The sequence below is a fragment of the Mesorhizobium sp. LSHC412B00 genome, from assembly GCF_000503035.1.
Taxonomy (GTDB): domain Bacteria; phylum Pseudomonadota; class Alphaproteobacteria; order Rhizobiales; family Rhizobiaceae; genus Mesorhizobium.
This window is the reverse complement of sequence record NZ_AYWB01000033.1, coordinates 1-24,160: the sequence shown is the minus strand read 5'-3', so window position 1 is coordinate 24,160 and position 24,160 is coordinate 1. Positions and strand designations below refer to the sequence as shown.

Annotated in this window: 19 protein-coding genes and 2 pseudogenes; 5 read left to right on the top strand and 16 right to left on the bottom strand. The window is 63.8% G+C overall.

The genetic code is table 11. The annotated features are described in order from the left end of the window. Nucleotides 1–134: 134 nt before the first annotated feature. The 6 genes and pseudogenes from X757_RS1000000169285 to X757_RS135840 form a co-directional block, all read right to left on the bottom strand. Nucleotides 135–343, bottom strand: a pseudogene (locus X757_RS1000000169285) (Arm DNA-binding domain-containing protein); the annotation flags it as partial. A 323-nt stretch (nucleotides 344–666) separates the two neighbouring features. Beyond that, nucleotides 667–2,320, bottom strand: a pseudogene (gene guaA / locus X757_RS01000000165490) (glutamine-hydrolyzing GMP synthase). 55 nt (nucleotides 2,321–2,375) lie between these two features. After that, a complete protein-coding gene (locus X757_RS135825) occupies nucleotides 2,376–3,041 on the bottom strand; it encodes a 5'-methylthioadenosine/S-adenosylhomocysteine nucleosidase (protein WP_023728126.1) in 666 nt (221 codons plus the stop codon). Continuing rightward, nucleotides 3,041–3,499: a PaaI family thioesterase gene (locus tag X757_RS135830; protein WP_023686843.1), complete on the bottom strand. Its 459-nt coding sequence runs from the start codon at nucleotides 3,497–3,499 to the stop codon at nucleotides 3,041–3,043. Before X757_RS135830 ends, X757_RS135825 begins: the two co-directional genes overlap by 1 nt. An 84-nt stretch (nucleotides 3,500–3,583) precedes the next feature. After that, nucleotides 3,584–4,036 carry a TspO/MBR family protein gene (locus tag X757_RS135835; RefSeq protein ID WP_031251755.1) on the bottom strand — a complete coding sequence of 151 codons (453 nt, stop codon included), beginning with the start codon at nucleotides 4,034–4,036 and terminating at the stop codon, nucleotides 3,584–3,586. Between the two features lie 74 nt (nucleotides 4,037–4,110). Beyond that, entirely contained in the window at nucleotides 4,111–5,400 is a 1,290-nt protein-coding gene (locus tag X757_RS135840) for an RsmB/NOP family class I SAM-dependent RNA methyltransferase (protein WP_023728123.1), read from the bottom strand. 319 nt (nucleotides 5,401–5,719) lie between these two features. On the opposite strand from X757_RS135840, the gene X757_RS135845 reads away from it, so the two are divergent. Then, nucleotides 5,720–6,397 (top strand): MIP/aquaporin family protein, encoded by a 678-nt coding sequence (locus X757_RS135845; RefSeq protein ID WP_031251754.1) that lies wholly within the window; start codon nucleotides 5,720–5,722, stop codon nucleotides 6,395–6,397. Nucleotides 6,398–6,461: 64 nt separating this feature from the next. Here the strand turns inward: X757_RS135845 and katG are convergent, their stop codons facing one another. Next, nucleotides 6,462–8,657, bottom strand: a complete 2,196-nt coding sequence (gene katG, locus X757_RS135850; protein ID WP_023728121.1) for a catalase/peroxidase HPI — start codon at nucleotides 8,655–8,657, stop codon at nucleotides 6,462–6,464. A 140-nt stretch (nucleotides 8,658–8,797) separates the two neighbouring features. On the opposite strand from katG, the gene X757_RS135855 reads away from it, so the two are divergent. Then, nucleotides 8,798–9,706 (top strand): hydrogen peroxide-inducible genes activator, encoded by a 909-nt coding sequence (locus X757_RS135855; protein WP_023667719.1) that lies wholly within the window; start codon nucleotides 8,798–8,800, stop codon nucleotides 9,704–9,706. A gap of 107 nt (nucleotides 9,707–9,813) precedes the next feature. Here the strand turns inward: X757_RS135855 and X757_RS135860 are convergent, their stop codons facing one another. From X757_RS135860 to hisS, 5 genes are all read right to left on the bottom strand, one after another. Next, nucleotides 9,814–10,917 (bottom strand): calcium:proton antiporter, encoded by a 1,104-nt coding sequence (locus X757_RS135860; protein WP_023704465.1) that lies wholly within the window; start codon nucleotides 10,915–10,917, stop codon nucleotides 9,814–9,816. Between the two features lie 95 nt (nucleotides 10,918–11,012). After that, nucleotides 11,013–12,773, bottom strand: coding sequence for an AMP-binding protein (locus tag X757_RS135865; RefSeq protein WP_023728119.1), 1,761 nt, complete (start codon nucleotides 12,771–12,773; stop codon nucleotides 11,013–11,015). A gap of 231 nt (nucleotides 12,774–13,004) precedes the next feature. Next, the gene (hisG, locus tag X757_RS135870) at nucleotides 13,005–13,706 is read right to left on the bottom strand and encodes an ATP phosphoribosyltransferase (RefSeq protein WP_023728118.1); all 702 of its coding nucleotides are present in this window, start codon (nucleotides 13,704–13,706) and stop codon (nucleotides 13,005–13,007) included. After that, entirely contained in the window at nucleotides 13,703–14,821 is a 1,119-nt protein-coding gene (locus X757_RS135875) for an ATP phosphoribosyltransferase regulatory subunit (protein WP_023728117.1), read from the bottom strand. Before X757_RS135875 ends, hisG begins: the two co-directional genes overlap by 4 nt. Before the next feature lie 178 nt (nucleotides 14,822–14,999). Continuing rightward, on the bottom strand, nucleotides 15,000–16,493 hold the full coding sequence (hisS, locus tag X757_RS135880; protein WP_023728115.1) for a histidine--tRNA ligase: 1,494 nt from the start codon (nucleotides 16,491–16,493) through the stop codon (nucleotides 15,000–15,002). A gap of 204 nt (nucleotides 16,494–16,697) precedes the next feature. Between hisS and X757_RS135885 the strand changes: the two genes are divergently transcribed. Further along, nucleotides 16,698–16,940 carry a hypothetical protein gene (locus X757_RS135885; protein ID WP_023681830.1) on the top strand — a complete coding sequence of 81 codons (243 nt, stop codon included), beginning with the start codon at nucleotides 16,698–16,700 and terminating at the stop codon, nucleotides 16,938–16,940. 127 nt (nucleotides 16,941–17,067) lie between these two features. Here X757_RS135885 and X757_RS135890 read toward each other — a convergent pair whose 3' ends face one another. Next, nucleotides 17,068–17,706, bottom strand: a complete 639-nt coding sequence (locus tag X757_RS135890; RefSeq protein WP_023670545.1) for a DNA-3-methyladenine glycosylase I — start codon at nucleotides 17,704–17,706, stop codon at nucleotides 17,068–17,070. A 209-nt stretch (nucleotides 17,707–17,915) separates the two neighbouring features. Here X757_RS135890 and X757_RS135895 point away from each other — a divergent pair, with 209 nt between their 5' ends. Continuing rightward, on the top strand, nucleotides 17,916–18,662 hold the full coding sequence (locus X757_RS135895) for a L,D-transpeptidase (protein ID WP_023728114.1): 747 nt from the start codon (nucleotides 17,916–17,918) through the stop codon (nucleotides 18,660–18,662). A gap of 271 nt (nucleotides 18,663–18,933) precedes the next feature. Further along, nucleotides 18,934–19,854, top strand: a complete 921-nt coding sequence (locus tag X757_RS135900) for a bifunctional 5,10-methylenetetrahydrofolate dehydrogenase/5,10-methenyltetrahydrofolate cyclohydrolase (RefSeq protein ID WP_023670547.1) — start codon at nucleotides 18,934–18,936, stop codon at nucleotides 19,852–19,854. A gap of 4 nt (nucleotides 19,855–19,858) precedes the next feature. Here the strand turns inward: X757_RS135900 and glcF are convergent, their stop codons facing one another. Genes glcF through X757_RS135915 form a run of 3 tightly spaced genes read right to left on the bottom strand, consistent with a single transcriptional unit; the run spans nucleotide 19,859 to nucleotide 23,930 of the window. Continuing rightward, nucleotides 19,859–21,184: a glycolate oxidase subunit GlcF gene (gene glcF, locus X757_RS135905; protein ID WP_023728113.1), complete on the bottom strand. Its 1,326-nt coding sequence runs from the start codon at nucleotides 21,182–21,184 to the stop codon at nucleotides 19,859–19,861. Between the two features lie 4 nt (nucleotides 21,185–21,188). Next, nucleotides 21,189–22,400, bottom strand: coding sequence for an FAD-binding protein (locus tag X757_RS135910; protein ID WP_023728112.1), 1,212 nt, complete (start codon nucleotides 22,398–22,400; stop codon nucleotides 21,189–21,191). A 33-nt stretch (nucleotides 22,401–22,433) separates the two neighbouring features. After that, nucleotides 22,434–23,930, bottom strand: coding sequence for an FAD-linked oxidase C-terminal domain-containing protein (locus X757_RS135915; RefSeq protein ID WP_023728111.1), 1,497 nt, complete (start codon nucleotides 23,928–23,930; stop codon nucleotides 22,434–22,436). Between the last annotated feature and the right edge of the window lie 230 nt (nucleotides 23,931–24,160).

Below are 24,160 nucleotides of genomic sequence, written 5' to 3'. Positions count from 1 at the left end.
GGGATGTGAGTGAATGCGGCGCTCCGGGCCGGCTTGGCCGGAATAGATGAGGCCTTGAAGGCCCGGACATCGCTGTTGTTTGGTAGCCATTTCGGCGCTGAAGTCGGCCGGAGATCGGGGTCACAACTCGGCGCTTCTATCGCCGTCGACCGTCCCTCGCCAATAGCGCGCTTCGCGTCGAGACACTTCTCACGGCTGAGGCAAGCGAGATTCCGTCCCGTCCATACCTGCCAAGATAGACCGTCTCGCGGGGTCCGTTGAGCCTGTAATCCAGCCGAAAGGAGATCGCGTCACTGGGCATGACGCGAACATACATGCCGTCGCGGTCCGCAATCTTGTAGATTTTCTCTTTTGTTCAGGCTTTAAGGGCGACGTCCGTCAGCATTCCCCGCTACCTCCTGAAAAGTACCGTCAGTACAATTTCGAGGCTCTTCGGTAGAAATTTTGTTTTATCTTCAATTCCTTAAGGCATAAAAAAATACCGTCAGAGCCTCATTGGATCTGACGGTACTTCGAAAAATCTGAGCTACCAATATGCGGAAGGTCCGTCAGCCGGTCCGTCAATCCAATCTCTGCGCACCGATTGTCGCCGAATGGGTTTATATGTGTTGTCAGATAGTTATGGCGTACAATGGCGTGTTTTCGGCGGCGTTTGAGTGGGCCTAATCACTCCCACTCGATGGTGCCTGGCGGCTTTGACGTCACGTCGTAGACGACGCGGTTGATGCCGCGGACTTCGTTGATGATGCGGGTGGCCGCCGCGCCGAGGAAAGCCATGTCGTAGTGGTAGAAGTCGGCGGTCATGCCGTCGACGGACGTCACGGCGCGCAGGGCGCAGACGAATTCGTAGGTGCGGCCGTCGCCCATGACGCCGACCGTCTGCACCGGCAAGAGCACGGCAAAGGCCTGCCAGATGGCGTCGTAGAGGCCGGCCTTGCGGATCTCGTCGAGATAGATGGCGTCGGCCTCGCGCAGGATTTCGAGCTTTTCGCGGCTGATACCGCCGGGGCAGCGGATGGCAAGGCCCGGTCCAGGGAACGGATGGCGGCCAATAAAACTTTCGGGCAGGCCGAGTTCCTTGCCCAGTGCCCTCACCTCGTCCTTGAACAGTTCGCGCAGCGGCTCGACCAACTGCATGTTCATGCGCGCAGGCAGGCCGCCGACATTATGGTGCGACTTGATGGTCACCGACGGGCCGCCGGTGAAGGAGACGCTCTCGATGACGTCGGGATAGAGCGTGCCTTGCGCCAGGAAATCGGCGCCGCCGAGTTTCTTGGCCTCTTCCTCGAACACTTCGATGAACAGCCGGCCGATGGTCTTGCGCTTCTTCTCGGGGTCGGACTCGCCTTCCAGCNTCTTCCTCGAACACTTCGATGAACAGCCGGCCGATGGTCTTGCGCTTCTTCTCGGGGTCGGACTCGCCTTCCAGCGCCGAGATGAATTTTTCCGACGCGTCGACCAGGATCAGCGGCAGATTGTAGTGCTGGCGGAACATCGCCACGACGCCGGCCGCCTCGTCCTTGCGCATAAGGCCATGGTCGACAAGAATGCAGGTCAGCTGGTCGCCTACCGCTTCGTGGATCAGCAAGGCAGCGACCGATGAATCCACGCCGCCCGACAGCGCGCAGATCACCTTGCCCTTGCCGACCTGTTTGCGAATGGTCTCGACCGCGTGCTCACGATAGGCGCGCATCGTCCAGTCGCCTTCGATGCCGGCGATGTTGTGCACGAAGTTTCTCAGCAGCCTGGCGCCATCCGGCGTATGCACCACTTCGGGGTGGAACATGATGCCGTACATCTTGCGCGCGACATTGCCGAAGATGGCGAAGGGCGAGCCTTCCGACTTGCCGAAGACTTCGAACCCCTTGGGCAGCGAGATGACGCGGTCGCCATGGCTCATCCACACCTGGTGGCGCTGGCCTGGCGCCCACAGGCCCTCGAACAGCGGGCTGTCCTTCTCGATCTCGACGAAGGCACGGCCGAATTCGCGATGGTTCGAGCTTTCGGCTACGCCGCCCATCTGCACGCACATGGCCATCTGGCCGTAGCAGATGCCGAGCACCGGCACGCCGGCATCGAAGACGATCTGGGGCGCGCGTGGGCTGCCGATGTCCGATGTCGAGGCGGGACCGCCCGACAGGATCACGGCTTTCGGATTGATGCGCTTGAAGGCAGCTTCGGCCGATTGGAACGGCACGATCTCGGAAAACACGCCGGCCTCGCGGATGCGGCGGGCGATGAGCTGCGTAAACTGGCTGCCGAAATCGATGATGAGAACGGTGTCGGCCAGGACTGTATCGGGATGATTGGCTGTCGTCATGGCGAGCCTTTAGAGAAAGAAACGAGTCGGCGCAATGGGGTGCGTAGCCCGACTTTCAGAGCGCTGCCGGCTCTTGCCCAGGCTGCTCCTTGTGTAGCGTGCCGGAGCCGATGGCCTGTTCGAGGCGCACGACTGCATCCGCCAGCTTCTCGTCGATGACATGCAGATATTCGGTCCAGTCGCCAACGTGGCGCAGATCGGCTGCACCGTCTGAAATGCCGCGCAGGCCGATAAGCGGGACATCGAACAACTGGCAGGCGCGCAGGCAGGCGAAGGTTTCCATGTCGACCATGTCGGCGGCGATGGCGTCATAGGCGGCACCGGTGATGATGGCGCCGCCGGTCGACAGGCTGGCTTCTTTAATGCCCGGTATCCTGAATGATAGCGGGACGGTCACCGGCAGGTCGAGGAACGGGGTCGCGCCTTTTTCGAAGCCTAGCGGCGAAGCGTCGATGTCGCGATAGCTGACCGAGACCGCCTGGTAGATTTCCGTCTGCTCCAGTGTGCGGCTGCCGGCGGAGCCGAGCGAGACGACGAGATCGGGCAGCGTCTTCTCAGACTTCAGCCATGACAGTTCGGCGCCGAGCCGCACACCTGCCTCGACCGGGCCGACGCCCGTCATCAGCGGCGTGAACAGTTTTTGCAGATGCGGACCGTACTCGGCCTGCGCCGCCATGACGAAGAGGACGTCCTTGCCACCAATTCGCGTAATTTTGGCCATCAGCCTGCTATCCCGTCACGGCCAACCACCGTCATCATCGTGCCGGTCATGGTCGCGATCAGCTTGGCCTCGCCATCGGCGGCAAAGGCGTAGGCCTGGCCGTCGGCGACGATGATGGTGCGGCCGGGCTTGGTCACCGAGCCGCGGAACAGGAAGCGTTCGCCCCGGCCGGGCGCCAGGAGATTGACCTTGAACTCGATGGTCAGCACGCCGGAATTTTCCGGCATCAGCGAGAACGCGGCGTAGCCGCAAGCCGAGTCCAGTGCGGTCGAAATCACGCCGGCATGCAGGAAACCATGCTGCTGCGTGAGTGCGGCCGAATAGGGCATTTCGATCTCGATGATGCCCGGCGTCACAAGCGTCAGTTCGGCGCCGATGGTCGCCATCGCCTGCTGGCGCGCGAACGACGCCCTGACGCGGTCCTCATAATCGGGTGCGGGTACGATCTTTGCTGCCATGGCCATCGCCCTGATTTATCTGCAAAGCTTATCGCAGACGCCTGAACGCCACGCAAATGCTTTTGCTGCACTGCAGCAAAGCACTCAGTTCAACAGGAGCAGCGACGCGTTGAGCAAAGTGGCGAAGGCTACCCACGCGGCATAGGGCGCAAACAGCCAGCCGGAAACCCGGTCGCCGTTCCACACCGTGGCTATGAACAGCGGAATGCTGGCGAGAAGAGCCAGGATCACGACCAGTGCCGGCCCCATCTGTTTGGCGCCGAAGAAAGTCGGCGACCACGCGAAGTTCAGAACAAGCTGGAGGGCCCAGATCTTCATCGCGGCGGCTGCTCGTTCCCGCTCCCATGTCCGCCAGCCGGCCACGGCGATCAGCACATAGAGGAGCGTCCAGGCCGGCGCGAAGACCCAGTTGGGCGGGTTGAAGGGCGGCTTGGCGAGCGAGGCATACCATTCACCCGGCAGCGTCGCATAGCCGACCAACAGGCCGCCGCCGAGCACCAGAAGGAGGAAAAGCAGAAGCGACACATATCTTTGCAAGAATTCTACCCCGTCTGGCGGCCGACGCCGCGCATCTGCAACTGGAGCGCTATGTCAGCCTGTCAATCGCAGCGTCAATTCGCCCGACGCAGCGCACAGAAATAGAAGCCGTCGGTGCCGCTCAGAGCCGGCGACAGCGAGATATCGCTTGTCTTGCCGATCCGGGCGGCCGCTGCGTGACCGGGGAAGCTGGCATCCCAGAGCGCGCGATGATCGACCGGAACGAAGCCCTTGTGCCGTTCGCGAAAGGCGGCGATCTGCTCGCCATTCTCCTCGTCGAACACCGAACAGGTGATGTAGACCAGCAGGCCGCCGGGTTTGACATAGGCCTTGGCCGCGTCGAGGATCGCCGACTGCTCGCCCTTGCGGGCATCGAGCTGTCTCTGCGTCAGCCGCCATTTGGCGTCGGGACGGCGCCGCCAGGTGCCGCTGCCGGTGCAGGGCGCATCCACCAGCACGATGTCCATGTGGCCTGCGAGGGGGCTGAGCTCGGCCGGCTTGGTGACGACCTGGACGTTGCGGTTTTCCGAACGGCGGATGCGGTCGAAGATCGGCGCCAGCCGCGCCTTTTCGGCATCATGGGCGAAGACCTGACCTTTGTTGGCCATCGCCGCAGATAGCGCCAGCGTCTTGCCGCCGGCGCCGGCGCAGAAATCGAGCACCTGCATCCCGGCTTGCGCGCCGGCAAGGGTTGCAACGATCTGCGAACCCTCGTCCTGAACCTCGAACCAGCCCTTTTGGAAAGCCGGCTCGGCCTGCACATTCGGGTGCCGGCCGTCGCCGTCGATCGGCGGGATGCGAATGCCTTGCAGAGCGATAGCGGCCGGTTTGGCGCCGGTGTCGGCCAATTCAACCAGAACCTTGGCGCGGTCGGACTGCAGCGTGTTGACCCTGATGTCGAGCGGCGGGCGGGTCGCCAGGGCCGCCCCTTCCGCAACCCAGTCTGCGCCAAAGGCTCGTTCGAACAACGGCGCGCACCAGTCCGGTACGTCCGCCCGCACCGCCTCCGGCGCGTCTTCAGGCCGGCGCTCGGCCAGCGCCTGCAACTCGGCGGCGCTGAGCAACGGCGGCGCGAACTTGTCACCTTCGAGCGCATCGTTGAGCGATTGCGGCGTCTGGCCCCATTCGATAAGCAACGCGCCGAAGCCGATGGCGCGGGGCGTGTCTTCACCCAAAAGCCAGCCGGCGGAACGCTTGTGGCGCAGCGCGTCGTAGACGATGTTGCCGATCGCCGCGCGGTCGCCGCCGCCGGCAAAACGATGCGACAGGCCCCAATCCTTCAGCGCATCGGCCACCGGCCGGTGGCGCCGGTCAATGTCGTCCAGCACTTCAATGGCTGCCGCCAGCCGTCCGCCCAGTCGCATTCGTCATTCCATCTATCGAGCACAGTATCTTTCGGCCTGCTCTTAGAGCGTTTCGCGTCGAGATTGAACCCCGCTTGAATTTCGCGGCGACGAGGCCTTCCGCTCGCGGCCGACGATTTTCCCCGCCGGCAAATGTCCGCCCGCCGGCGATAACAAATCTCAAATATATGCAAGGTCTCTAATGTTGGTAACTGGCCGCCGTAAGCACGATCTGTGGCGCAATTGCTCTGCTTTCCAAGCTTTTGCGTTGGGAATACTCTTTGCGCCATGATTCGCGGCGCGGAAAAGCGGACCGACGGATCGATACGAGGAGAGGGCAATGAAAACGTATCTTGCGGAAGTTCTAGGGACATTTCTATTGGTGTTTATCGGCACGGCGTCGGTGGCGACGGGTGGCTTTCTCGCCGACTTGCCGCTGGGCCAGGAAGCCATCGGCCTGGCGTTCGGCATCGGCCTGATTGCGGCGGCTTACGCGATGGGTCCCATCTCAGGCGCACATCTCAACCCGGCCGTCACGCTCGGCGTCTTCCTTGCCGGCCGGCTGCCGGCCAAGGATGTCATTCCTTACTGGATCGCGCAGATCATCGGCGCCATTCTGGCCTCGCTGGCGCTGTGGATCATCGTCTCCGGCCAGACCGGCGGGCACACCACCGGTTTCGGCGCCAATGGCTGGGACGTGGCGAAATGGGGGACGAGTTCGGCCTTCCTGTGGGAGCTGATCGGCACCTTCACCTTCGTCACCGTCATCCTCGGCGTCACCGCCGAGAAGCACTCGACGGCGTTCGCCGGCCTGGTCATCGGCCTGACGCTGGCCGGACTGCACTTCGCAATGATCCCGGTGACCGGCACCTCGCTCAATCCGGCGCGTTCGATCGGCCCGGCGCTGTTTACCGGCGGCGCAGCCCTCAGCCAGCTCTGGCTGTTCATCGTTGCGCCGCTGATCGGCGGCGCAATCGCTGGCGTCGTCGCCAAGGCACGCATCTTCGAAAAGGACTGATTTCGAAGCCTGCGAAAACGAAGGGCGCGGGCCTCGGCCCGCGCCCTTCGTTTGGGAGGTTGTATCAGGCAGCGATGTCGAAACGGTCGGCGTTCATCACCTTGGTCCACGCCTTGACGAAATCGCCAACGAATTTCTGCCCGGCATCCGCCGACCCGTAGACCTCGGCCAGCGCGCGCAGCTGCGCATGCGAGCCGAAGATCAGGTCGGCGCGTGTGGCGGTCCACCTGACTGCCCTGGTCTTGCGGTCGCGTGCTTCATAGACCTCATGCGAGCCCGGCTCGGAGGCCGGATCCCAGATGGTGCTCATCGAGAGCAGGTTGACGAAGAAGTCGTTCGTCAGCGTGCCCGGCCTGTCGGTCAACACACCATGCTTCGAGCCGCCGGTGTTGGCGCCGAGCACGCGCAGGCCACCAACCAGCACCGTCATCTCCGGCGCCGTCAGGTTGAGCAGTTGCGCCCGGTCGACCAGCATGGCTTCGACCGACATCGACGGTTTGCCCCTGACATAGTTGCGGAAGCCGTCAATTTTCGGCTCGAGCGCCGCAAAGGAATGGACGTCGGTCTGCGCCTGCGAGGCGTCGGTGCGGCCGGGCGTGAAGGGAACCTTCACCGCATTGCCGCCATCCGTTGCGGCTTTCTCGACCGCGGCGACGCCGCCGAGCACGATGAGGTCGGCCAGCGAGACCTTCTTGCCGCTTGCGTTGAACTCGTTCTGGATGGCTTCGAGCTTCGCCAGCACGGTAGCCAGTTCGACAGGCTGGTTGACCTCCCAGTCCTTCTGCGGCGCCAGGCGAATGCGCGCGCCATTGGCGCCGCCGCGCTTGTCGGAGTTGCGGAAGGTCGAGGCCGAGGCCCAGGCGGTCGAGACCAATTGCGAAACGCTGAGGCCCGAAGCCAGGATCTTGGCCTTCAGCAATGCAATGTCCTGGTCGCTGACCAGCTCATGGTCGACGGCCGGAACCGGATCCTGCCAGATCAGCTCTTCCTTCGGCACCAACGGGCCGAGATACCGCACGACCGGCCCCATGTCGCGATGGGTGAGCTTGTACCAGGCACGGGCGAAGGCATCGGCGAACTGCTCCGGATGCTCATGGAAGCGGCGCGAGATCTTCTCATAGGCCGGGTCGGCCCGCAGCGCGAGGTCGGTGGTCAGCATTGCCGGCGCATGACGCTTCGAGGGATTGTGCGCGTCCGGCACCGTAACCGCGCCAGAGCCGCCCTTCGGCGTCCACTGATAGGCCCCGGCCGGGCTCTTGGTCAGCTCCCATTCGAAGTTGAAGAGATTGTCGAAGAAGTTGTTGCTCCACTTGGTCGGCGTCGTCGTCCAGGTAACTTCGAGGCCGGATGTGATCGCGTCGCCGGCAATGCCGGTGGCATGCTTGCTCGACCAGCCGAGGCCCTGCGCCTCGATGCCCGCGCCTTCCGGCTCGGCGCCGACCAGTGTTGCATCACCGGCGCCATGGGTCTTGCCGAAGGTGTGGCCGCCGGCGATCAGCGCCACGGTTTCCTCATCGTTCATTGCCATGCGTCCGAAGGTCTCGCGGATGTCGCGGGCCGAGGCCAGCGGATCCGGCTTGCCGTTCGGCCCTTCCGGGTTGACGTAGATCAGGCCCATCTGCACCGCGCCGAGATGGCCGTGCAACTCACGGTCGCCGGAATAGCGCTTGTCGTCGAGCCACTTGGTTTCCGAACCCCAGTCGACATCCTGCTCGGGCTCCCAGACATCGGCGCGGCCACCGGCAAAGCCAAAGGTCTTGAAGCCCATCGATTCCAGCGCGACGTTGCCGGTGAGAATCAACAGGTCGGCCCAGGAGATCTTGCGGCCGTATTTCTGCTTGACCGGCCACAAAAGCCGGCGCGCCTTGTCGAGATTGGCGTTGTCCGGCCAGCTGTTCAGCGGCGCGAAACGCTGCTGGCCCGCACCGGCGCCACCCCGGCCGTCGCCGATGCGATAGGTGCCGGCGCTGTGCCAGGCCATGCGGATGAACAGCGGCCCGTAATGGCCGAAATCGGCCGGCCACCAATCCTGCGAATCCGTCATCACCTTGTGCAAATCCTCGATCACCGCGTCGAGGTCGAGCGTCTTGAACTCCGCGGCGTAGTCGAAAGCTTCGCCCATTGGGTCCGAAAGGCTCGACTGCTGGTGGAGAACGCCGATGTCGAGCTGGTTCGGCCACCAGTCGCGGTTGGTCCTGGCGGAGGTTCCATGCGCGACCGGGCATTTGCCGGCGCTGTTGTCGTCGGTCATCGCGTCCATCTTGGCCTCCGAATTGCTGATTTATGTGTTGTTTTTTCCGGGCCGGCCGGGAGCCGCGCCACTCTGGAATGGTTCCAGACTAAGCCGTCTCTTCGATAAAAACAAATTGCCTTTCCTGTTTGTTGCGATAGGCTTTCCTTATGATTGGCTTGACCGTGCGGCAGATGCAATATTTCGAGGCTTTGGCGCAAACGCTGCATTTCGGCCGCGCCGCAAAACTCGCCGGTGTCAGCCAGCCGGCGCTGTCCGCGCAAATCGCCGAGATGGAGCAAAGGCTGAACTGCCGGCTGTTCGAGCGCGGCGGCAAGACGGTGCGGATGACGGAAGAGGCGCAAGCGCTGCTGCCACGCATCGAGCGCATCCTGCGCGATATCAGCGACGTCGAGACGACGGCCCGGCGCGGCCGCCCGGCCATGGAAGGCCGCTTCCGGCTAGGCATCATCCCGACCGTGGCGCCGTATCTTTTGCCGCATGTGCTCCCGGAACTGAAACGGCATTTTCCGTCCCTGCAGCTCGAACTGCGCGAAGCAGTGACGGCATCACTGGTCGAGGACACGGCAACCGGACGGCTCGACGCCTTCATCGCCGCGCTGCCGCTCGAGCAGCCGGGCCTGGTCACCGAGGAACTGTTCGCCGACCGCTTCTTCCTCGCCGTGCCAGCCGGAGATCCAGCCTTCGCCTCGCCACCGGTGCCGCCGGAAAGCCCGGCGCTGGAGCGGTTGATGCTTTTGGAGGAAGGCCACTGCCTGCGCGAACAGGCGCTGGCCCTGTGCGGCAGCGTGCGTCCCGTAGCGATGGCAAGCTACGGCGCCACCAGCCTGACGACGCTGCTGCAGATGGTGGCGCATGGTCTCGGCGTCACGCTCATCCCCGAAATGGCGGCAAGGCCGGCCAGCGCCATGCCGGACCTCAAGATCGTGCCGTTCCAGGAGCCAATGCCGCAACGCACGATCTGCCTCGCCTGGCGCCGCAACAAGGTGCGGCATGATGAATGCGTGGAACTGGCGAAGATCATTCGGGGGTTGGATGCGGCGGTGCTGGGGGTGTGAGTCGTTCGGGTCTTAGATGGCGCCTTGGGAACCCCGAAAAGAAACTCAAATCAGGCGCGTTCGAGAATACCCGCCTTGATGGTTGGTCGCCAGATCGCACCAAAGCCTCAAGGGATAAATACCAGAAATACATACGTAAAAAACACAACGGCATGGACGATTCCGGTCAGGAAGGTCGTCCTTTCGTTGCTAAAGCTTACGCCGCATATGAAAAGCGCTAAAACCAAAAGTACGGCGTCAGCTTCCGGGAGCCCCAGGGTCAACCCTCGTCCCGTAAGCAGGCTGGCTGCTGCGACCGCAGGTATCGTCAAACCAATCGTGGCGCAAGCCGAACCCATTGCGACATTCAGGCCGCGCTGCAGCTCATTGTTGAGTGAAGCGCGAACCGCCGAAATGGCTTCCGGCATCAAAACCAGACCCGCGATCATTGCCCCCACAATGCTGTCAGCCTGGGTCACCTGGTAAGCAACGAGCGCATTTTCAACACTTGCGGCGACCTGCTCGGCGAGCATGACAATTCCGATCAGTCCGATTACCAGGAGCAGAGCGCTGGAAGAGATGCTTTTGTGAGGGGCGGTTCGCGCCGAAAGGTCGTGTGCCAGTCCTTCGATGAAATCGTCCCGGTGCCGGACTGTCTGCGCGAACACAAAGCTTGCATAGAGCAGCACGGAAAGAACGCTTACCAGGCCAAGCTGAGCTGCCGAAAATGTGCCGGGATCGGTGGTCCGCGTGTAGGTCGGCAGGATAAGCGTCATGACGGTCAGTGCGGCCAAAACCGCCAGATATGCGCTGGTCCCTTGCCGGACAATTGCCTGCTTGCGATGCCGCCAGCCGCCAAACGTGAGACACATTCCGACAACGCCGGTGGAGGCAATCATCACTGTCGAGAAGACCGATTCACGTGCAAGCGTGGGGTTGTTCTCTCCATGCAGCATCATGGAAACGATGATCGACACTTCGATTGCCGTCACGGCAAAAGTCAGCACCAATGTGCCGTAAGGCTCCCCCACACGGTGGGCCACCGCCTCGGCGTGATCGAGCACCACGAAAATAGTGATGAACATGATCGCACTCGAGAGCGCTCCGACGAGAATCCTGACGCTCGGCGAACCTTCGTCCACCGATAGCCCGCTGACTCTGACCGCAACGGCCAGTGCCAGCGCGGCCAAAGGCATCGCATAGGAAGTCGCTGATCGTGCGAAACCAGTCATTCAAGCCCCAATGCGTTCGGCGAACCTTGCGGAAGCCTGTCGAGCACCCCAATGTCGTTTCGAAGCCCGGCAGTCCCGTCCCCGGCGTTCAACCCTCAAGCCGTCTTCTGCACCACCAGCCCCAGTTCCTCCACCATCGCTTCCCGCATCAGAAACTTCTGCGGCTTGCCCGTCACCGTCATCGGCAGTTCGGTGCGGAAGCGGATGTAGCGGGGGATTTTGTAGTGGGCGATCTGGCCGGCGCAGAAATTCTTGATCTCCTGCTCGGTGGCGATCTGGTTGGGCTTCAGCACGATCCAGGCGCACAGCTCCTCGCCATATTTGGCGTCGGGAATGCCGAACACCTGCACCTCCTTGACCTTGGGATGGCGGTAGAGGAATTCCTCGACCTCTCTGGGATAGACGTTTTCGCCGCCGCGGATGACCATGTCCTTGACCCGGCCGACAATGTTGCAATAGCCCTCGGCGTCGATGGTGGCGAGATCACCGGTGTGCATCCAGCCGTCGGCGTCCATCGCCTCGCGGGTTTTTTCCGCGTCGTCCCAGTAGCCTTTCATGACGGAATAGCCGCGGGTGCACAGCTCGCCCGGCGCGCCGACGGCGACGGTGGCGCCCTCGGCGTCGATGGCCTTGACCTCGACATGCGGATGGATGCGGCCGACAGTGGAGACGCGTTTTTCCAGCGGATCGTCGACGCTGCTCTGGAACGAGACCGGGCTGGTCTCGGTCATGCCGTAGGCGATGGTCACCTCTTCCATATGCATCAGCGTCACCACCTTCTTCATCACCTCGATCGGGCATGGTGAGCCCGCCATGATGCCGGTGCGCAGGCTGGAGAGATCGAAGCTGGTGAAGTCGGCGTGGTCAAGCATGGCGACGAACATGGTCGGCACGCCGTAGAGGCCGGTGCAGCGTTCCTGCGCCACCGCCTTCAGCGTCGCGCCGGCGTCAAAACCCTCGCCAGGAAACACCATGGTCGCGCCCTTGGTGACGCAGCCCATCGTGCCCATCGACATGCCGAAGCAGTGGTAGAGCGGCACCGGGATGCAGAGCCGGTCGTCGACGGTGAGCTTGATCGCAGCGGTGACGAAATTGCCATTGTTGACGATGTTGGTGTGGGTCAGCGTCGCGCCCTTGGGCGCGCCCGTCGTGCCTGATGTGAACTGGATGTTGATGGCCTCGCCCGGCTTCAGCCCTTCGGAGATGCGGTCGAGGCTGTCATGCTCGTCGCGGCCGGCCATCGACAGCACATCGGCGAAATTGAACATGCCGGGCGAGTTGTCGTCGCCCATGCGAATGACGATCTTCAGCGTCGGCAATTTCTGCGCCTTGAGCTTGCCGGGGGTGGCGTTGGCGAGCTCCGGCGCCAGCGTCTCGATCATGCCGAGATAGTCGGAGGTCTTGAAACTGGCGGCGATGACCAGCGCCTTGCAGCCGACCTTGTTGAGGGCATATTCCAGCTCCGTCAGCCGGTAGGCCGGGTTGATGTTGACCAGGATCAGGCCGATGCGAGCGGTGGCGAATTGGGTGACCAGCCATTCCCAGCGGTTGGGCGACCAGATGCCGACACGGTCGCCTTTTTCGAGGCCGAGCGCCAGGAAGCCGGCGGCGAGCGTATCGACCGTGTCCGACAGTTCGCTCCAGGTGAAGCGCTTGTCCTGTCCGACGAAGACGGCAGCATCCTGCGTGGCGTATCTGCCGACCGTGTCGGAGAAAAGCTGAGGGATCGTCTTGTCGAGCAGCGGCACCGAACGGTCGCCCGACACATGTGCCCGGCCGTCGAGCGGAGCGATGAACGCCCTGCCGCGCCCGCGCAGATTGGTGGCGTTCTTGAGCTCGTCGAGATTAATCGCCATCGCCGTTTCCTCCCGATGAGTGAGCCTAGCAGCCTGATGGGGTGGTGGAAAGTACAGGCGGTTCCCCTCCCCCTCGAGGGGAGGGTGCCTCGCGAAGCGAGGCGGGTGGGGTCCTCGGCGAAGTGCTCGACTTCCTTGGTCACGGTCGACCCGGCTTGGGTGGTCTCGCGTCGAGCACTGCCGGAGCGACCCCACCCGTCCATCCGCCTTTGGCGGCTGTCCACCCTCCCCTCAAGGGGGAGGGAGCGCGCTCATCTTCGCGGCTATTTCCCGCACTAGCGCCTCATCCGCAGCAGCACGATCTTTCCTGGCAGCCACGAGGCAGGCCTGCGACTTCAGCACAACCCCATCGGCCAGCACCTTGAGATGGTTGGCGCGCAGGGTCGAGCCGGTGGTGGTGATGTCGACGATGACGTCGGCGAGGCCTGCCGCCGGTGCGCCTTCGGTGGCCCCGAGGCTTTCGACGATGCGGTAGACCTGGATGCCGTGCTTTTGCGAGAAGAACTGCTGCGTGACCCGCCAGTATTTGGTTGCGATCCTCAGTCGCCTGCCGTGGCGCTGGCGGAAATCGGCGGCGACATCGTCGAGATCGGCCATAGTATCGACGTCGAGCCAGATGCCGGGCACCGCGACCACGACATCGGCATGGCCGAAGCCGAGGCGAGCGACGATTTCGGCGCGCGCCTCCCAGTCGGCGAGGTTTTCGCGCAGCAGATCCTCGCCGGTAATGCCGAGGTCGACCGAACCTTGCCCAATCTCGCCGGCGATTTCGGACGCCGACAGGAACGCCACCTCGATGCCCTCGGCGCCGTCGATGCGGGCGCGGTACTGGCGCTCATCGCCGGGCAGGCTGACGGCAAGCCCGGCCCTGGCCAGTACCTCCAAGGCCTGCTCCTTGAGCCGGCCTTTCGATGGGATCGCCAGCGTGATCATTGCGGCTCTCCCCGCAGCGCTTCGATGCGGTCGAGCCAGACAGAGAAGCCGACGCCGGGGATCGGCGTCTTGGCGCCGAGCAGGGTCAGCAGCCGGTCGTAGCGACCGCCGCCGGCCAGCGGCCGCTCGCCACCAAGTGCTTCGATCTCGAAAACGATGCCGGTGTAGTAATCCAGCGGACGGCCGAAGGCAGCGTCGTAGCGGATCGTCTTTGCAGGCAGGCCATGTGCCTCGATGGCTTTGGCGCGGGCGGCGAATTTTTCCAGCGCCGCGCCCAGCGAAAGCCCGGCAGAGGCCGCAAAACTTTCGAGCGCAGCACTCGAGCCGTCGAGCGGCACGTCGATGGCGAGGAAATCCCTGAGTGCTGCAAAGGCCTCGTTCGACAGCCGCACGCTGCGCAATTCGGCCTTTTCGATCAGCCGCCGGGCAATGTCGACTGGCGCGCGTCCGCCGGATGCCAAAAGGCCGGCCTCTTCCATGCCGCCGGCGATGTGGGCGGAAAGCGCTTCGAGATCGCCATCGAGCACAAGGGCGGCGACATCGCCGTCGAGCTGGCCGTTGCGTGGCGGGTTGGCGAGATCGGCCAGCGCTGCCTGCAGCATCGGCGCGGAGCCGAACGCGCGCGCCAGCCGCATGCGCCAGCCGCGCGGCAGGCCAAGGGCTGCCAGCACCGCCTCGAAGATGGTCTGGTCGCCGAGCGTGATCGCAAGGGTCTGACCCGGCAGCACTAACTGCAGCAGCGCATGCGCATCGGCCAGCGAACGGGCGTCGGCCTCGGCCGTATCGCGGTCGCCGAGATCCTCGATACCGGCCTGGAAAAACTCGTTGCCGCCCTCGCGGCGCTGGCGAAACACTTCGCCAAGGTAGGAATAGCGCCGCGGCGTGCCGGCCTGCGACGCGATGTGGTCGAGGCAGACGGGAATGGTGAATTCGGGCCGCAGGCAAAGCGTCTTGCCGGTCTCGCTCTCGGTGAGAAAGATGCGGCGGCGCAGGTCCTCGCCGGCCATGTCGAGGAACGGATCGGCCGGCTGCAGCACGGCGACCTCCACTGCATGGGTGTTGCGGGTGGCGAAGAGGTTGGTGATTTCGGATGAGATGGCGGGACGGGAGGTCATGAAGCGCAGCCTTCCCTTCTCCCCCTGTGGGAGAAGGTGTCGCCGAAGGCGACGGATGAGGGGTGTTCCAGCGGAGTGAGGCGTTGGAGTTCCCTGGAACACCCCTCATCCGTCTCGGCGCTCCGCGCCGATCCACCTTCTCCCACAAGGAGAGAAGGGAAGAACAGCGCGGCGCTCATCATTTCGCCCTCTCCTCGACCTGCGCCGCCAGAATCTTCTTCACCTCGGCGACCAGCTCGCTCTCCGCCACGGTCACCTGCGCTGGCCTTGCGGCCCGCCATTCGGCGTTGTCGGTGATCTCGGCCGACATGCGTGCGCCTTCGATCAGATCCTTGATCTGCAGCTCGCCCTTGGCGCGCTCGTCGCCGCCCTGAATGATGGCAACCGGGCTGCCGCGGCGGTCGGCATATTTCAACTGCGCCTTCATGCCGGCGCCGCCGAGATACATTTCGGAGCGGATGCCGGCCGCGCGCAGGCCGGCCACCATCTTCTGGTAGCGGCCGAGGCTTTCGGTATCCTTGTCCATCACCAGCACGACGACCGGCGCGATCACGTCTGTGGTGTCCAGCTTGCCGAGGTTCTTCAGCGCCGTCATCAGGCGGGAGACGCCGATCGAAAAGCCGGTCGCCGGCACCGGCTCGCCACGGAAGCGCGAGACCAGCCCGTCATAGCGGCCGCCACCACCGACCGAACCGAAGCGCACGATCTGGCCGTCTTCGTTGGGGATTTCGGCCAGAAGCTCGGCCTCGAAAACCGGGCCGGTGTAGTATTCGAGGCCACGCACGACGGAGCGGTCCATGGCGATACGATCTTCGCCGTACCCTGCCGCCCTGACCAAGGCTTCAATCGTGGAGAGCTCGCCAACGCCTTCCTGATAGATCGCGTTCGCATCGACATTGGAATCCTGGCGGGCCTGTTCCCTCGCTGTCGCGAGAAGAACGGCCTCGGCTTGCGCCTCATTCAGTCCGGCACCCTTGGCAAAGTCACCCTCGCCTTCCTTGCCGCCATCCCAGCGCCCCGGACCAAGCAGCAGTCTCACGCCTTCCGGTCCGAGCTTGTCCAGCTTGTCGATCGCGCGCAGCACCGTCAGCCGACGCCCTGCATTCTCATCGCCGCCAAGGCCGATCGCTTCCAGCACGCCATCGAGCACCTTGCGATTGTTGACGCGGATGACGTAGTCGCCGCGCTTGATGCCGAGCGCTTCCATCACGTCGGCCATCATCATCGCCATTTCAGCATCAGCCGCGACGCCCGGTGTGCCGATGGTGTCAGCGTCGAACTGCATGAACTGGCGGAAGCGGCCGGGGCCGGGCTTTTCGTTGCGGAACACCCAGCCGGAGCGGTAGCTGCGATAGGGCTTCGGCAGTCGCTCAAAATTCTCGGCGACATAACGCGCCGTCGGCGCGGTCAGGTCGTAGCGCAACGACAGCCACTGCTCGTCATCGTCCTGGAAAGAAAATACGCCCTCATTAGGCCGGTCCTGGTCGGGCAGGAATTTGCCCAGCGCATCGGTGTATTCGATCAGCGGCTGGTCGGCCGGCTCGAAACCATAGAGCTCATAGACCGAGCGGATCGTCGCCATCATCTTCTCGACGGCGCGGATGTCTTCCGCACTGCGGTCGGCAAAGCCGCGCGGCAGCCGCGCTTTCGTCTTTTCCGATTTGTCGGCCATGGGATGGGTCTTTTCGCTTAGTAATCGATGACTTGTTTGGAGTGGGCGTGTCCTAACCGAAGCGGCTTTGTGCGGCAAGGGTTTGCGCTTTTTCCTTCTCCTCCGAAACAAAACGCACCAAAAGGAAACAATTCCGCCATCGGCGCGGCATCGTGCCGACACAATCAGAGCCGATAAGCGCGCCGAAACAAAGGGGTTGGGGCCATGACTGCGGCACACAAGTTCGACATCAGAGACGACGGCTTGCATGAAGTCCGGCTGCGGCCGGCCGAGAGCCGTGCGCAGGTGACGGCGAGCCTCGGTCCGTTTGAGGTCACCGCCGACGAGCGCAAGGGTTCCACCATGCGCGAGGCGCTGATGACCGGATTGCTGGTGATTTATCCGGCCTTTGCGGCACTGGCGGCGATTGTGGCGGGATTGTTCCTGACTGGCGCCAGCGGGACGTGAGTTCCTTACCCTCCCCCTTGTGGGGAGGGTCGACGCGTAGCGTCGGGGTGGGGGTGCAGCGCCAAGATACCCCCACCCGCGCCTTCGGCGCGACCTCCCCACAAGGGGGAGGTCGGGGGACAGCGCCCTACTTCGGCCTCTTAAAGGCCTTGCGTTCCTTCTCCACCTGCTCCCGGCACACGCAGCCTTCGAGATGGTCGTTGACCAGACCCATCGCCTGCATGAAGGCGTAGACCGTCGTCGGGCCGACAAAGGTCCAGCCGCGCTTTTTCAACTCCTTCGAAATCCTGATCGAGACCCCTGTCGTCGGGTTGGCGCGTAGATGCGCCATGTCCACCACCGCCGGCCGCTCCTTCGGCCCCGGCTCGAACTTCCAGAACCAGGCGGCCAGCGAGCCGAACTCGTCGACCATTTCGCACGCCCGTTTGGCGTTGTTGATGGTCGAGACGATCTTGCCGCGGTGGCGGATGATGCCGGCATTGGCGACCAGGCGCTCGACATCCTCGTCGGTGAAGGCAGCGACCTTGTCGAAGTCGAAACCGGCGAAGGCCTCGCGGAAATTCTCGCGCTTGCGCAGAATGGTCAGCCAGGACAGGCCGGACTGAAAGCCTTCGAGGCAGATCTTTTCGAACAGCCTGCGGTCGTCGGCGACCGGCCGGCCCCATTCATGGTCGTGGTAGTGCAGATAGTCCGGCAGATTGCCGTGCCAGAAGCAGCGCGTGATCCCGTCGGAGCCGGTAAGCAGTCCGGTGTTGTCTTGCGCCATGGCCAATCCATCCGTTAACGCGCTTTCGCGCTGCATTTACCGCGGCTTTACCAGATTCCTGAACCCGGCGGTAACCACACCAAAAGGTTTGCTGACAAAGCGGCATTTTACGCATTCCGATTCATGTTTCGGTTGTGGCTTCGCGCCAAGGATCGCGCAACCGGGGGCAAGTTCCGCCTCCGTCCGTTCGACGATCAAGGTGCGTTCCGATGAAGATCTTTTTGCGTTCCGTGCTCGGCGCCGTGGCCATTCTGGCCGCCGGCGTCACCTCGTCTGCCGCCAACGACCGCTATGCCGACAGGCCGCCGGTGATGGTGAGCCCCGACCTTTCCGCGCCCTGGGTGCTGCAGCTTGGCCGCGCGCCCGGCATCGTGCGGCAGAGCCGCCAGTTCGTGCAGCAGCAGCCGCGCGTTCGCTATGCGCAGCCGGCGCGACCCGATCGGGTTCGCACTGCTTCCGTGCAGGCGCCGGTCAAGCGCGTGGTGATGCGGCCGCAGATCAATCCGCTCTATCTGCCGCAGGAAGTCGCCTATGACGGCCCGCAGAAGCCGGGCACGATCGTCATCGATACGACGCAGAACTTCCTGTTCCTGGTCGAGAAGAACGGCAAGGCGCGGCGCTATGGCGTCGGCACCGGCAAGCCTGGCTTCGAATGGTCTGGCACGCACAAGATCACCAACAAGCGCGTCTGGCCGGACTGGCGCCCGCCAGCGGAGATGATCAAGCGCGAGGCCGCCAAGGGCCGCTACCTCCCGACCTATCTGGCCGGCGGCGAGGAAAACCCGCTTGGCGCCCGCGCGCTCTATCTCGGCACGACGGAATACCGCATCCACGGCACCAACCAGCCATGGACCATCGGCGGCTCGGTGTCTTCCGGCTGCATCCGCATGCGCAACGAGGACGTGGTTGACCTTTACGAGAGGGTCAATGTTGGAACGACCGTGGTCGTGATATAGTCGGCTACCGAATCATCTGGTCCAGAAGGTTAGACCTTCAGGATCGGGAAGAGTTTACGGGGGACGGGCCGTGTGGGGATGCGGCCAGTCAGGAAAGGGCAGCCCGGGAAACCGCGCTGCCCTTTCTCTTTGCGGCTATAGCTGAGCCAGGCTGCGCCAGAACGTCGCGCCAGGGGGATGACGGTTCGCTTTCACGCTGCCTTGCCGCATTTCCCCTGCTATAGGGACGGCCAAACTCCCCTGCGCCAAACTCCGCTGCAAAGGTCCAGCCATGTCTCCGCCAGACGATAGCCGCTATCTCCGGGGCGGCCCGGTCGCCCAGCGCATCATGGCATCCGTGCGCGAGGATGCCGCCATCGCCACCGCCGAAGGTTTTCCGCCCAAGCTGGTGTCGATCACCGTCGGCGACACCGCTGCCGTCGATGTCTATGTGCGCAACCAGCGCGCCAAAGCCGCGCTTGCCGGCATCGGTTTCGAGGAGCGGCGGTTCCCCGCCGACATCAGCGCCGGCGAACTCGAGGCGGCGATCCATGGCCTGAACGCCGACCCGCGCGTCACCGGCATCATCATCCAGCGGCCGGTGCCGGCGCATATCCCGATCAAGACGCTGCAGGCCGCGGTGCATCCGCTGAAGGATGTCGAAGGCATGCACCCGGCCTCGATCGGCAACATCGTGTATAATCAGCTCGACCTTGCGCCTTGCACGGCTGCGGCCTCGGTCGAGCTGCTGAAGGAAACCGGCCTTGACCTCAAGGGGCTGGAAGTCGTCGTCGTCGGCCATTCTGAAATCGTCGGCAAGCCGATCGCCTTCCTGCTGATGAGCGAAGGCGCGACGGTAACGGTTTGCCATCACATGACGCGCTCGGTGGCCGCGCATGCGCGCCGCGCCGATGCGCTGTTCGTCGCCGTCGGCAAGCCGCGGCTGATCAAGGCCGACATGGTGAAGCCCGGTGCGGCCGTCATCGACATCGGCATCAATTCCGAGATCGGCCCGGACGGCACGAGCCGCATCGTCGGCGACGTCGACACCGAGAGCGTGAAGGAAGTCGCGTCCTGGATCACGCCGGTGCCGGGCGGCGTCGGCCCGATCACTGTGGCGATCCTCTTGCGCAACACAATGGTCGCGCTCAGCCGCCAGCGCGCGCGCTACCAGGCGACGTATGGCGTGGTGGACCGGCTGGCAGCGGAATAGCTGCTTACTCGGCGGCGACCAGGTTTCCTTCGGAGACGCCCTCCGGCTTCGGACCACCATAGGCCCAGTCGAGCAGCTTGATCGTGTGCACCACCGGCAGCTTTGCAGCCGAAGCGATCTGGGTGATGCAGCCGATGTTGCCGGTGGCAACGATCTCCGCGCCGGTCGCCTCGATGTTCTTCACCTTGCGGTCACGCAACCTTGCGGAAATCTCCGGCTGCAGGATGTTGTAGGTGCCGGCGGAGCCGCAGCACAGATGCCCCTCGCGCGGTTCGCGCACGACGAAGCCCGCCTTGGACAGCAGCTCCTTCGGCTGGCGGATGATCTTCTGACCGTGCTGCATCGAGCAGGCGGAGTGATAGGCGACGACGGTGCCGGGTTTGCGCACCGGCTCGGGCAGGTCGAGGCTTGCGAGGTATTCGGTAATGTCCCTGGCCAGCGCCGAGACCCGTGCGGCCTTGTCGGCATAGGCCGGATCGAGGCGCAGCATGAAGCCGTAATCCTTGATCGTGGTGCCGCAGCCGGACGCGGTGATGACGATCGCATCGAGCCCGCCCTGGTCGATGGCACGCGTCCATGCATCGACATTCTGCCGTGCCGAGGCAAGGGCTGCTGCCTCGCGGCCCATATGATGGACCAGCGCGCCGCAGCAGGCTTCGCCCTCCGGCACCACGACCTCGACGCCCAGCCGTGTCAACAATGCAATCGTCGTATCATTGATGGCGGGGTCGAGTACCGATTGGGCGCAGCCGGTGAGGATGGCGACGCGACTTTTCTTCGTCCCCTTGCCGGCATGGACGCCGGGAGAGGCCATCGGCGAGGCCGCCGGGATCGATGCCGGCGCCAGCTTCAGCATCGCACCCAGCGGCCTCAGCGCCGGCAGCCTTTCGAACAGGCCGATGAATGGCTTGCCCAATCTCGCCAATTTCAGCGCGGCGCGAAAGCGCGCGGGATAGGGCAGCACGAAGGCCAGCATGGCGCGGGTCAGCCGGTCGAGCAGCGGCCGCTTGTAAGTCTCCTCGATATGGGCGCGGGCATGGTCGACCAGGTGCATGTAGTTGACGCCCGACGGGCAGGTGGTCATGCAGGCCAGGCAGGACAGGCAGCGGTCGATATGGGTGACGATCTCCTTGTCGGCCGGGCGGCCATTCTCCAGCATGTCCTTGATGAGATAAATGCGCCCGCGCGGCGAATCGAGTTCGTTGCCAAGCGTCACATAGGTCGGGCAGGTGGCGGTGCAGAAGCCGCAATGCACGCATTTGCGCAGGATCTTCTCCGATTCCGCGACATGCGGATCAGCAAGCTGGGCAAGGGAGAAGTTGGTTTGCATTATCTTAGCCTTGGGCCATGCGGCCGGGATTGAGGATGGACTTGGGATCGAACTCGGCCTTGAGCCGCGCCGACAGTGCGGCCTTATGCGGTGCCTGCGGCTCGAACACCGGGACGGCGGCGCGATGCGAAGGGGTGGCGCGCACCAGCGTGGCGTGGCCGCCGCCAAGCTTTCTGATCAGCCCGCGCAGCAGGGCGGCCTCGGGATCGCCCTCCTCCATGCGCAGCCAGACCAGCCCGCCCTGCCAGTCGTAGAAGGCGCTGACACCGATCTGCATGCGCAGCGTCAGCACCATCTGATGGGCCTGAGACGGCGCCATGGAGACGCGCCAGACCGGCTTTTCGCTACGGTCGGCGAATGGCGTGCAGTCCCTTATGTCACGCCAGAGGGTATGCGATGTCTCACCTGCGATCTCCTGCAGCGGGCCGGCATTTTTCAGCAGGGTCTTCAGCGCCTCAATGCGATAGGCGACCGATGGGCCAAACCCTTCGACGCGCAGCAGCGTTGCAGCGTCAGTGCCTAGACTGCCCCCGGCAACGCGCGCGGCGATGCGTTCGGGCAGATGGGCCGCGCTCGACACTTCGGCGCTGGAGCCGAGCGCCAGCGCCATGGCGGCAGAGGCGGCATCGTCGAGCAAGCCGCGCACGGCAAGCGTCACCTCGATCTCGGCCGCCGGCAGCACCTTGAAGGTGACATCGGTGAACACGGCCAGCGTGCCCCAGCTGTTGGCCATCAGCTTCGACAGATCGTAGCCGGTGACATTCTTGACGACGCGGCCGCCGGACTTGAAAGCCTCGCCGCGTCCGGCAACCGCATTGATGCCCAGAATATGGTCTCGCGCAGCCCCCGCCTTCAGCCGGCGCGGACCGGACAGGTTCGCCGCGAGCACGCCGCCGATGGTGCCCTTGCCGGGCTCGCCGCCGAGTAAAGGACCGTAATCCATCGGTTCGAAGGCGAGCTGCTGGCCGTTTTCGGCGAGCAGGTTTTCGATCTCGGAAAGCGGCGTGCCGGCCTTGGCCGACAGCACCAACTCGGCCGGCTCGTAGAGGGTGACGCCGGTGAGCTTCGAAAGATCGAGCGTGTGTTCGCTCTGCTGTGGCCGGCCGATGCCGCGCTTGGAGCCGTGGCCGATGATTTCCAAAGGTGACTCTTCCGCCGCCGCCCATTGGACGGTGGAGAGGATCTCGGCCGATGTGGTGGGGGTGAAGGTCGTCATGGCGAAGATGGGTCGAGTTCCTTCGCGCCCCCATCAAAACCTCGGAATATCCGGAAATGCCAGCTGCCCCCGATGCACGTGCATGCGCCCAAGCTCCGCACAGCGGCGCAGTTGTGGAAACACTTTTCCCGGGTTAAGCAGATGGTTGGGATCGAAGGCGCATTTGACGCGCATTTGTTGGTCGAGGTCGATCTGGTTGAACATCTCCGGCATCAAATCGCGCTTCTCGACGCCGACGCCGTGCTCGCCGGTCAAGACGCCGCCGACCTTGACGCAGAGCCGCAAGATGTCGGCGCCAAAACTTTCCGCCTTGTCGAGTTCGCCCGGCACGTTGGCGTCGTAGAGGATCAGCGGATGCAGATTGCCGTCGCCGGCGTGGAAGACGTTGGCGACGCCGAGGCCGTATTTCTCCGACAGTTCGCGCATGCCGGCGAGCACACGCGGCAATTCCTTGCGCGGGATGGTGCCATCCATGCAGTAATAGTCGGGTGAGATGCGGCCAACCGCCGGGAAGGCCGCCTTGCGGCCGGCCCAGAAACTCAGCCGCTCCTGTTCGGATTGCGAGATGCGGCAGGTGGTGGAGCCGTTCCTGTAGGCGATCGCTTCGACGAGACCGATCAGGTGATCGACCTCGACGCCCGGCCCGTCGAGTTCGACGATCAGCAGCGCCTCGACATCAAGGGGATAGCCGGCGTGGACGAAATCTTCCGCGGCATGGATCGCCGGCCGGTCCATCATCTCCATGCCGCCAGGGATAATGCCGGCGCCGATGATGTCGGCGACGCATTGGCCGCCCTGCTCGCTGGTCGGAAAGCCGATCAGCAGAGCGCGCGCCGTCTCCGGCTTCTTCAGGATGCGTACCGTGACCTCGGTGACGACGCCGAGCAGGCCTTCGGACCCCGTCATGACGCCGAGGAGATCATAGCCTTCCGAGTCCAGATGATTGCCGCCAAGCCGCACCACCTCGCCGTTCATCAGCACCATCTCGATGCCCAGCACATTGTTAGCGGTCAGGCCGTATTTCAGGCAGTGCACGCCGCCGGAATTTTCAGCGACATTGCCGCCGATCGAGCAGGCGATCTGGGAGGATGGATCGGGCGCATAGTAGAAGCCCTCCTGCTCGACGGCGGTGGTGATGCCGAGATTGGTGACGCCGGGCTGAGCGACGACGACGCGATCGGGATAGTCGATGGCAAGGATGCGGTTGAAGCGGCTCATGACCAGCAGCACGGCATCCTCGAGCGGCAACGCGCCGCCGGAGAGCGAGGTGCCGGAGCCGCGCGGCACGACACGGATGTTGCGGTCGTTGCAGTATTTCAGCACCCGCGACACCTGCGCCACCGTTTCCGGCAGCACCACGACCAGAGGCAATTGCCGGTAGGCGGTGAGACCGTCGCTTTCGAAAGCGCGCATTTCGTTGGTGGCGTCGACGACGCCCTCGCCCGGCACGATGATGCGCATATCGGCGACGATCTCTGCGCGCCTTCGCATCGTAGCGTCGTCTGGCTTGGGCATGACAAGGCCGGACATCGGCGGCGTCCTCCGCTTGGCTGGTAAAAATCTTTTACCAGTTACATCCGGATGTTGCAAACACCGCGTCGGGCAAAGAGCGTACTGCCCGCCTTCCGCAGCGGCAATCTGCCGCTATGGATCTTAACCCTCCCCCTTGTGGGCATAGGCGCTAAGATAGCTTTGGCATGGACTGAAACTTGCGCTTTCGTGGTGGTTCGCGCCAGCGATATCGCAAGGCATGGAGTTTT

What these genes read in the sequence shown, in the direction of transcription:
- X757_RS135910 (WP_023728112.1), bottom strand. Translation starts at nt 22,400, where the DNA reads ATGACGACCTTCACCCCCACCACATCGGCCGAGATCCTCTCCACCGTC.
- X757_RS135855 (WP_023667719.1), top strand. Translation starts at nt 8,798, where the DNA reads ATGATTGGCTTGACCGTGCGGCAGATGCAATATTTCGAGGCTTTGGCG.
- X757_RS135830 (WP_023686843.1), bottom strand. Translation starts at nt 3,499, where the DNA reads ATGGCAGCAAAGATCGTACCCGCACCCGATTATGAGGACCGCGTCAGG.
- X757_RS135875 (WP_023728117.1), bottom strand. Translation starts at nt 14,821, where the DNA reads ATGACCTCCCGTCCCGCCATCTCATCCGAAATCACCAACCTCTTCGCC.
- X757_RS135915 (WP_023728111.1), bottom strand. Translation starts at nt 23,930, where the DNA reads ATGTCCGGCCTTGTCATGCCCAAGCCAGACGACGCTACGATGCGAAGG.
- X757_RS135865 (WP_023728119.1), bottom strand. Translation starts at nt 12,773, where the DNA reads ATGGCGATTAATCTCGACGAGCTCAAGAACGCCACCAATCTGCGCGGG.
- katG (WP_023728121.1), bottom strand. Translation starts at nt 8,657, where the DNA reads ATGGACGCGATGACCGACGACAACAGCGCCGGCAAATGCCCGGTCGCG.
- X757_RS135840 (WP_023728123.1), bottom strand. Translation starts at nt 5,400, where the DNA reads ATGCGACTGGGCGGACGGCTGGCGGCAGCCATTGAAGTGCTGGACGAC.
- X757_RS135900 (WP_023670547.1), top strand. Translation starts at nt 18,934, where the DNA reads ATGTCTCCGCCAGACGATAGCCGCTATCTCCGGGGCGGCCCGGTCGCC.
- X757_RS135845 (WP_031251754.1), top strand. Translation starts at nt 5,720, where the DNA reads ATGAAAACGTATCTTGCGGAAGTTCTAGGGACATTTCTATTGGTGTTT.
- X757_RS135895 (WP_023728114.1), top strand. Translation starts at nt 17,916, where the DNA reads ATGAAGATCTTTTTGCGTTCCGTGCTCGGCGCCGTGGCCATTCTGGCC.
- hisG (WP_023728118.1), bottom strand. Translation starts at nt 13,706, where the DNA reads ATGATCACGCTGGCGATCCCATCGAAAGGCCGGCTCAAGGAGCAGGCC.
- X757_RS135890 (WP_023670545.1), bottom strand. Translation starts at nt 17,706, where the DNA reads ATGGCGCAAGACAACACCGGACTGCTTACCGGCTCCGACGGGATCACG.
- X757_RS135885 (WP_023681830.1), top strand. Translation starts at nt 16,698, where the DNA reads ATGACTGCGGCACACAAGTTCGACATCAGAGACGACGGCTTGCATGAA.
- X757_RS135825 (WP_023728126.1), bottom strand. Translation starts at nt 3,041, where the DNA reads ATGGCCAAAATTACGCGAATTGGTGGCAAGGACGTCCTCTTCGTCATG.
- X757_RS135860 (WP_023704465.1), bottom strand. Translation starts at nt 10,917, where the DNA reads ATGACTGGTTTCGCACGATCAGCGACTTCCTATGCGATGCCTTTGGCC.
- hisS (WP_023728115.1), bottom strand. Translation starts at nt 16,493, where the DNA reads ATGGCCGACAAATCGGAAAAGACGAAAGCGCGGCTGCCGCGCGGCTTT.
- glcF (WP_023728113.1), bottom strand. Translation starts at nt 21,184, where the DNA reads ATGCAAACCAACTTCTCCCTTGCCCAGCTTGCTGATCCGCATGTCGCG.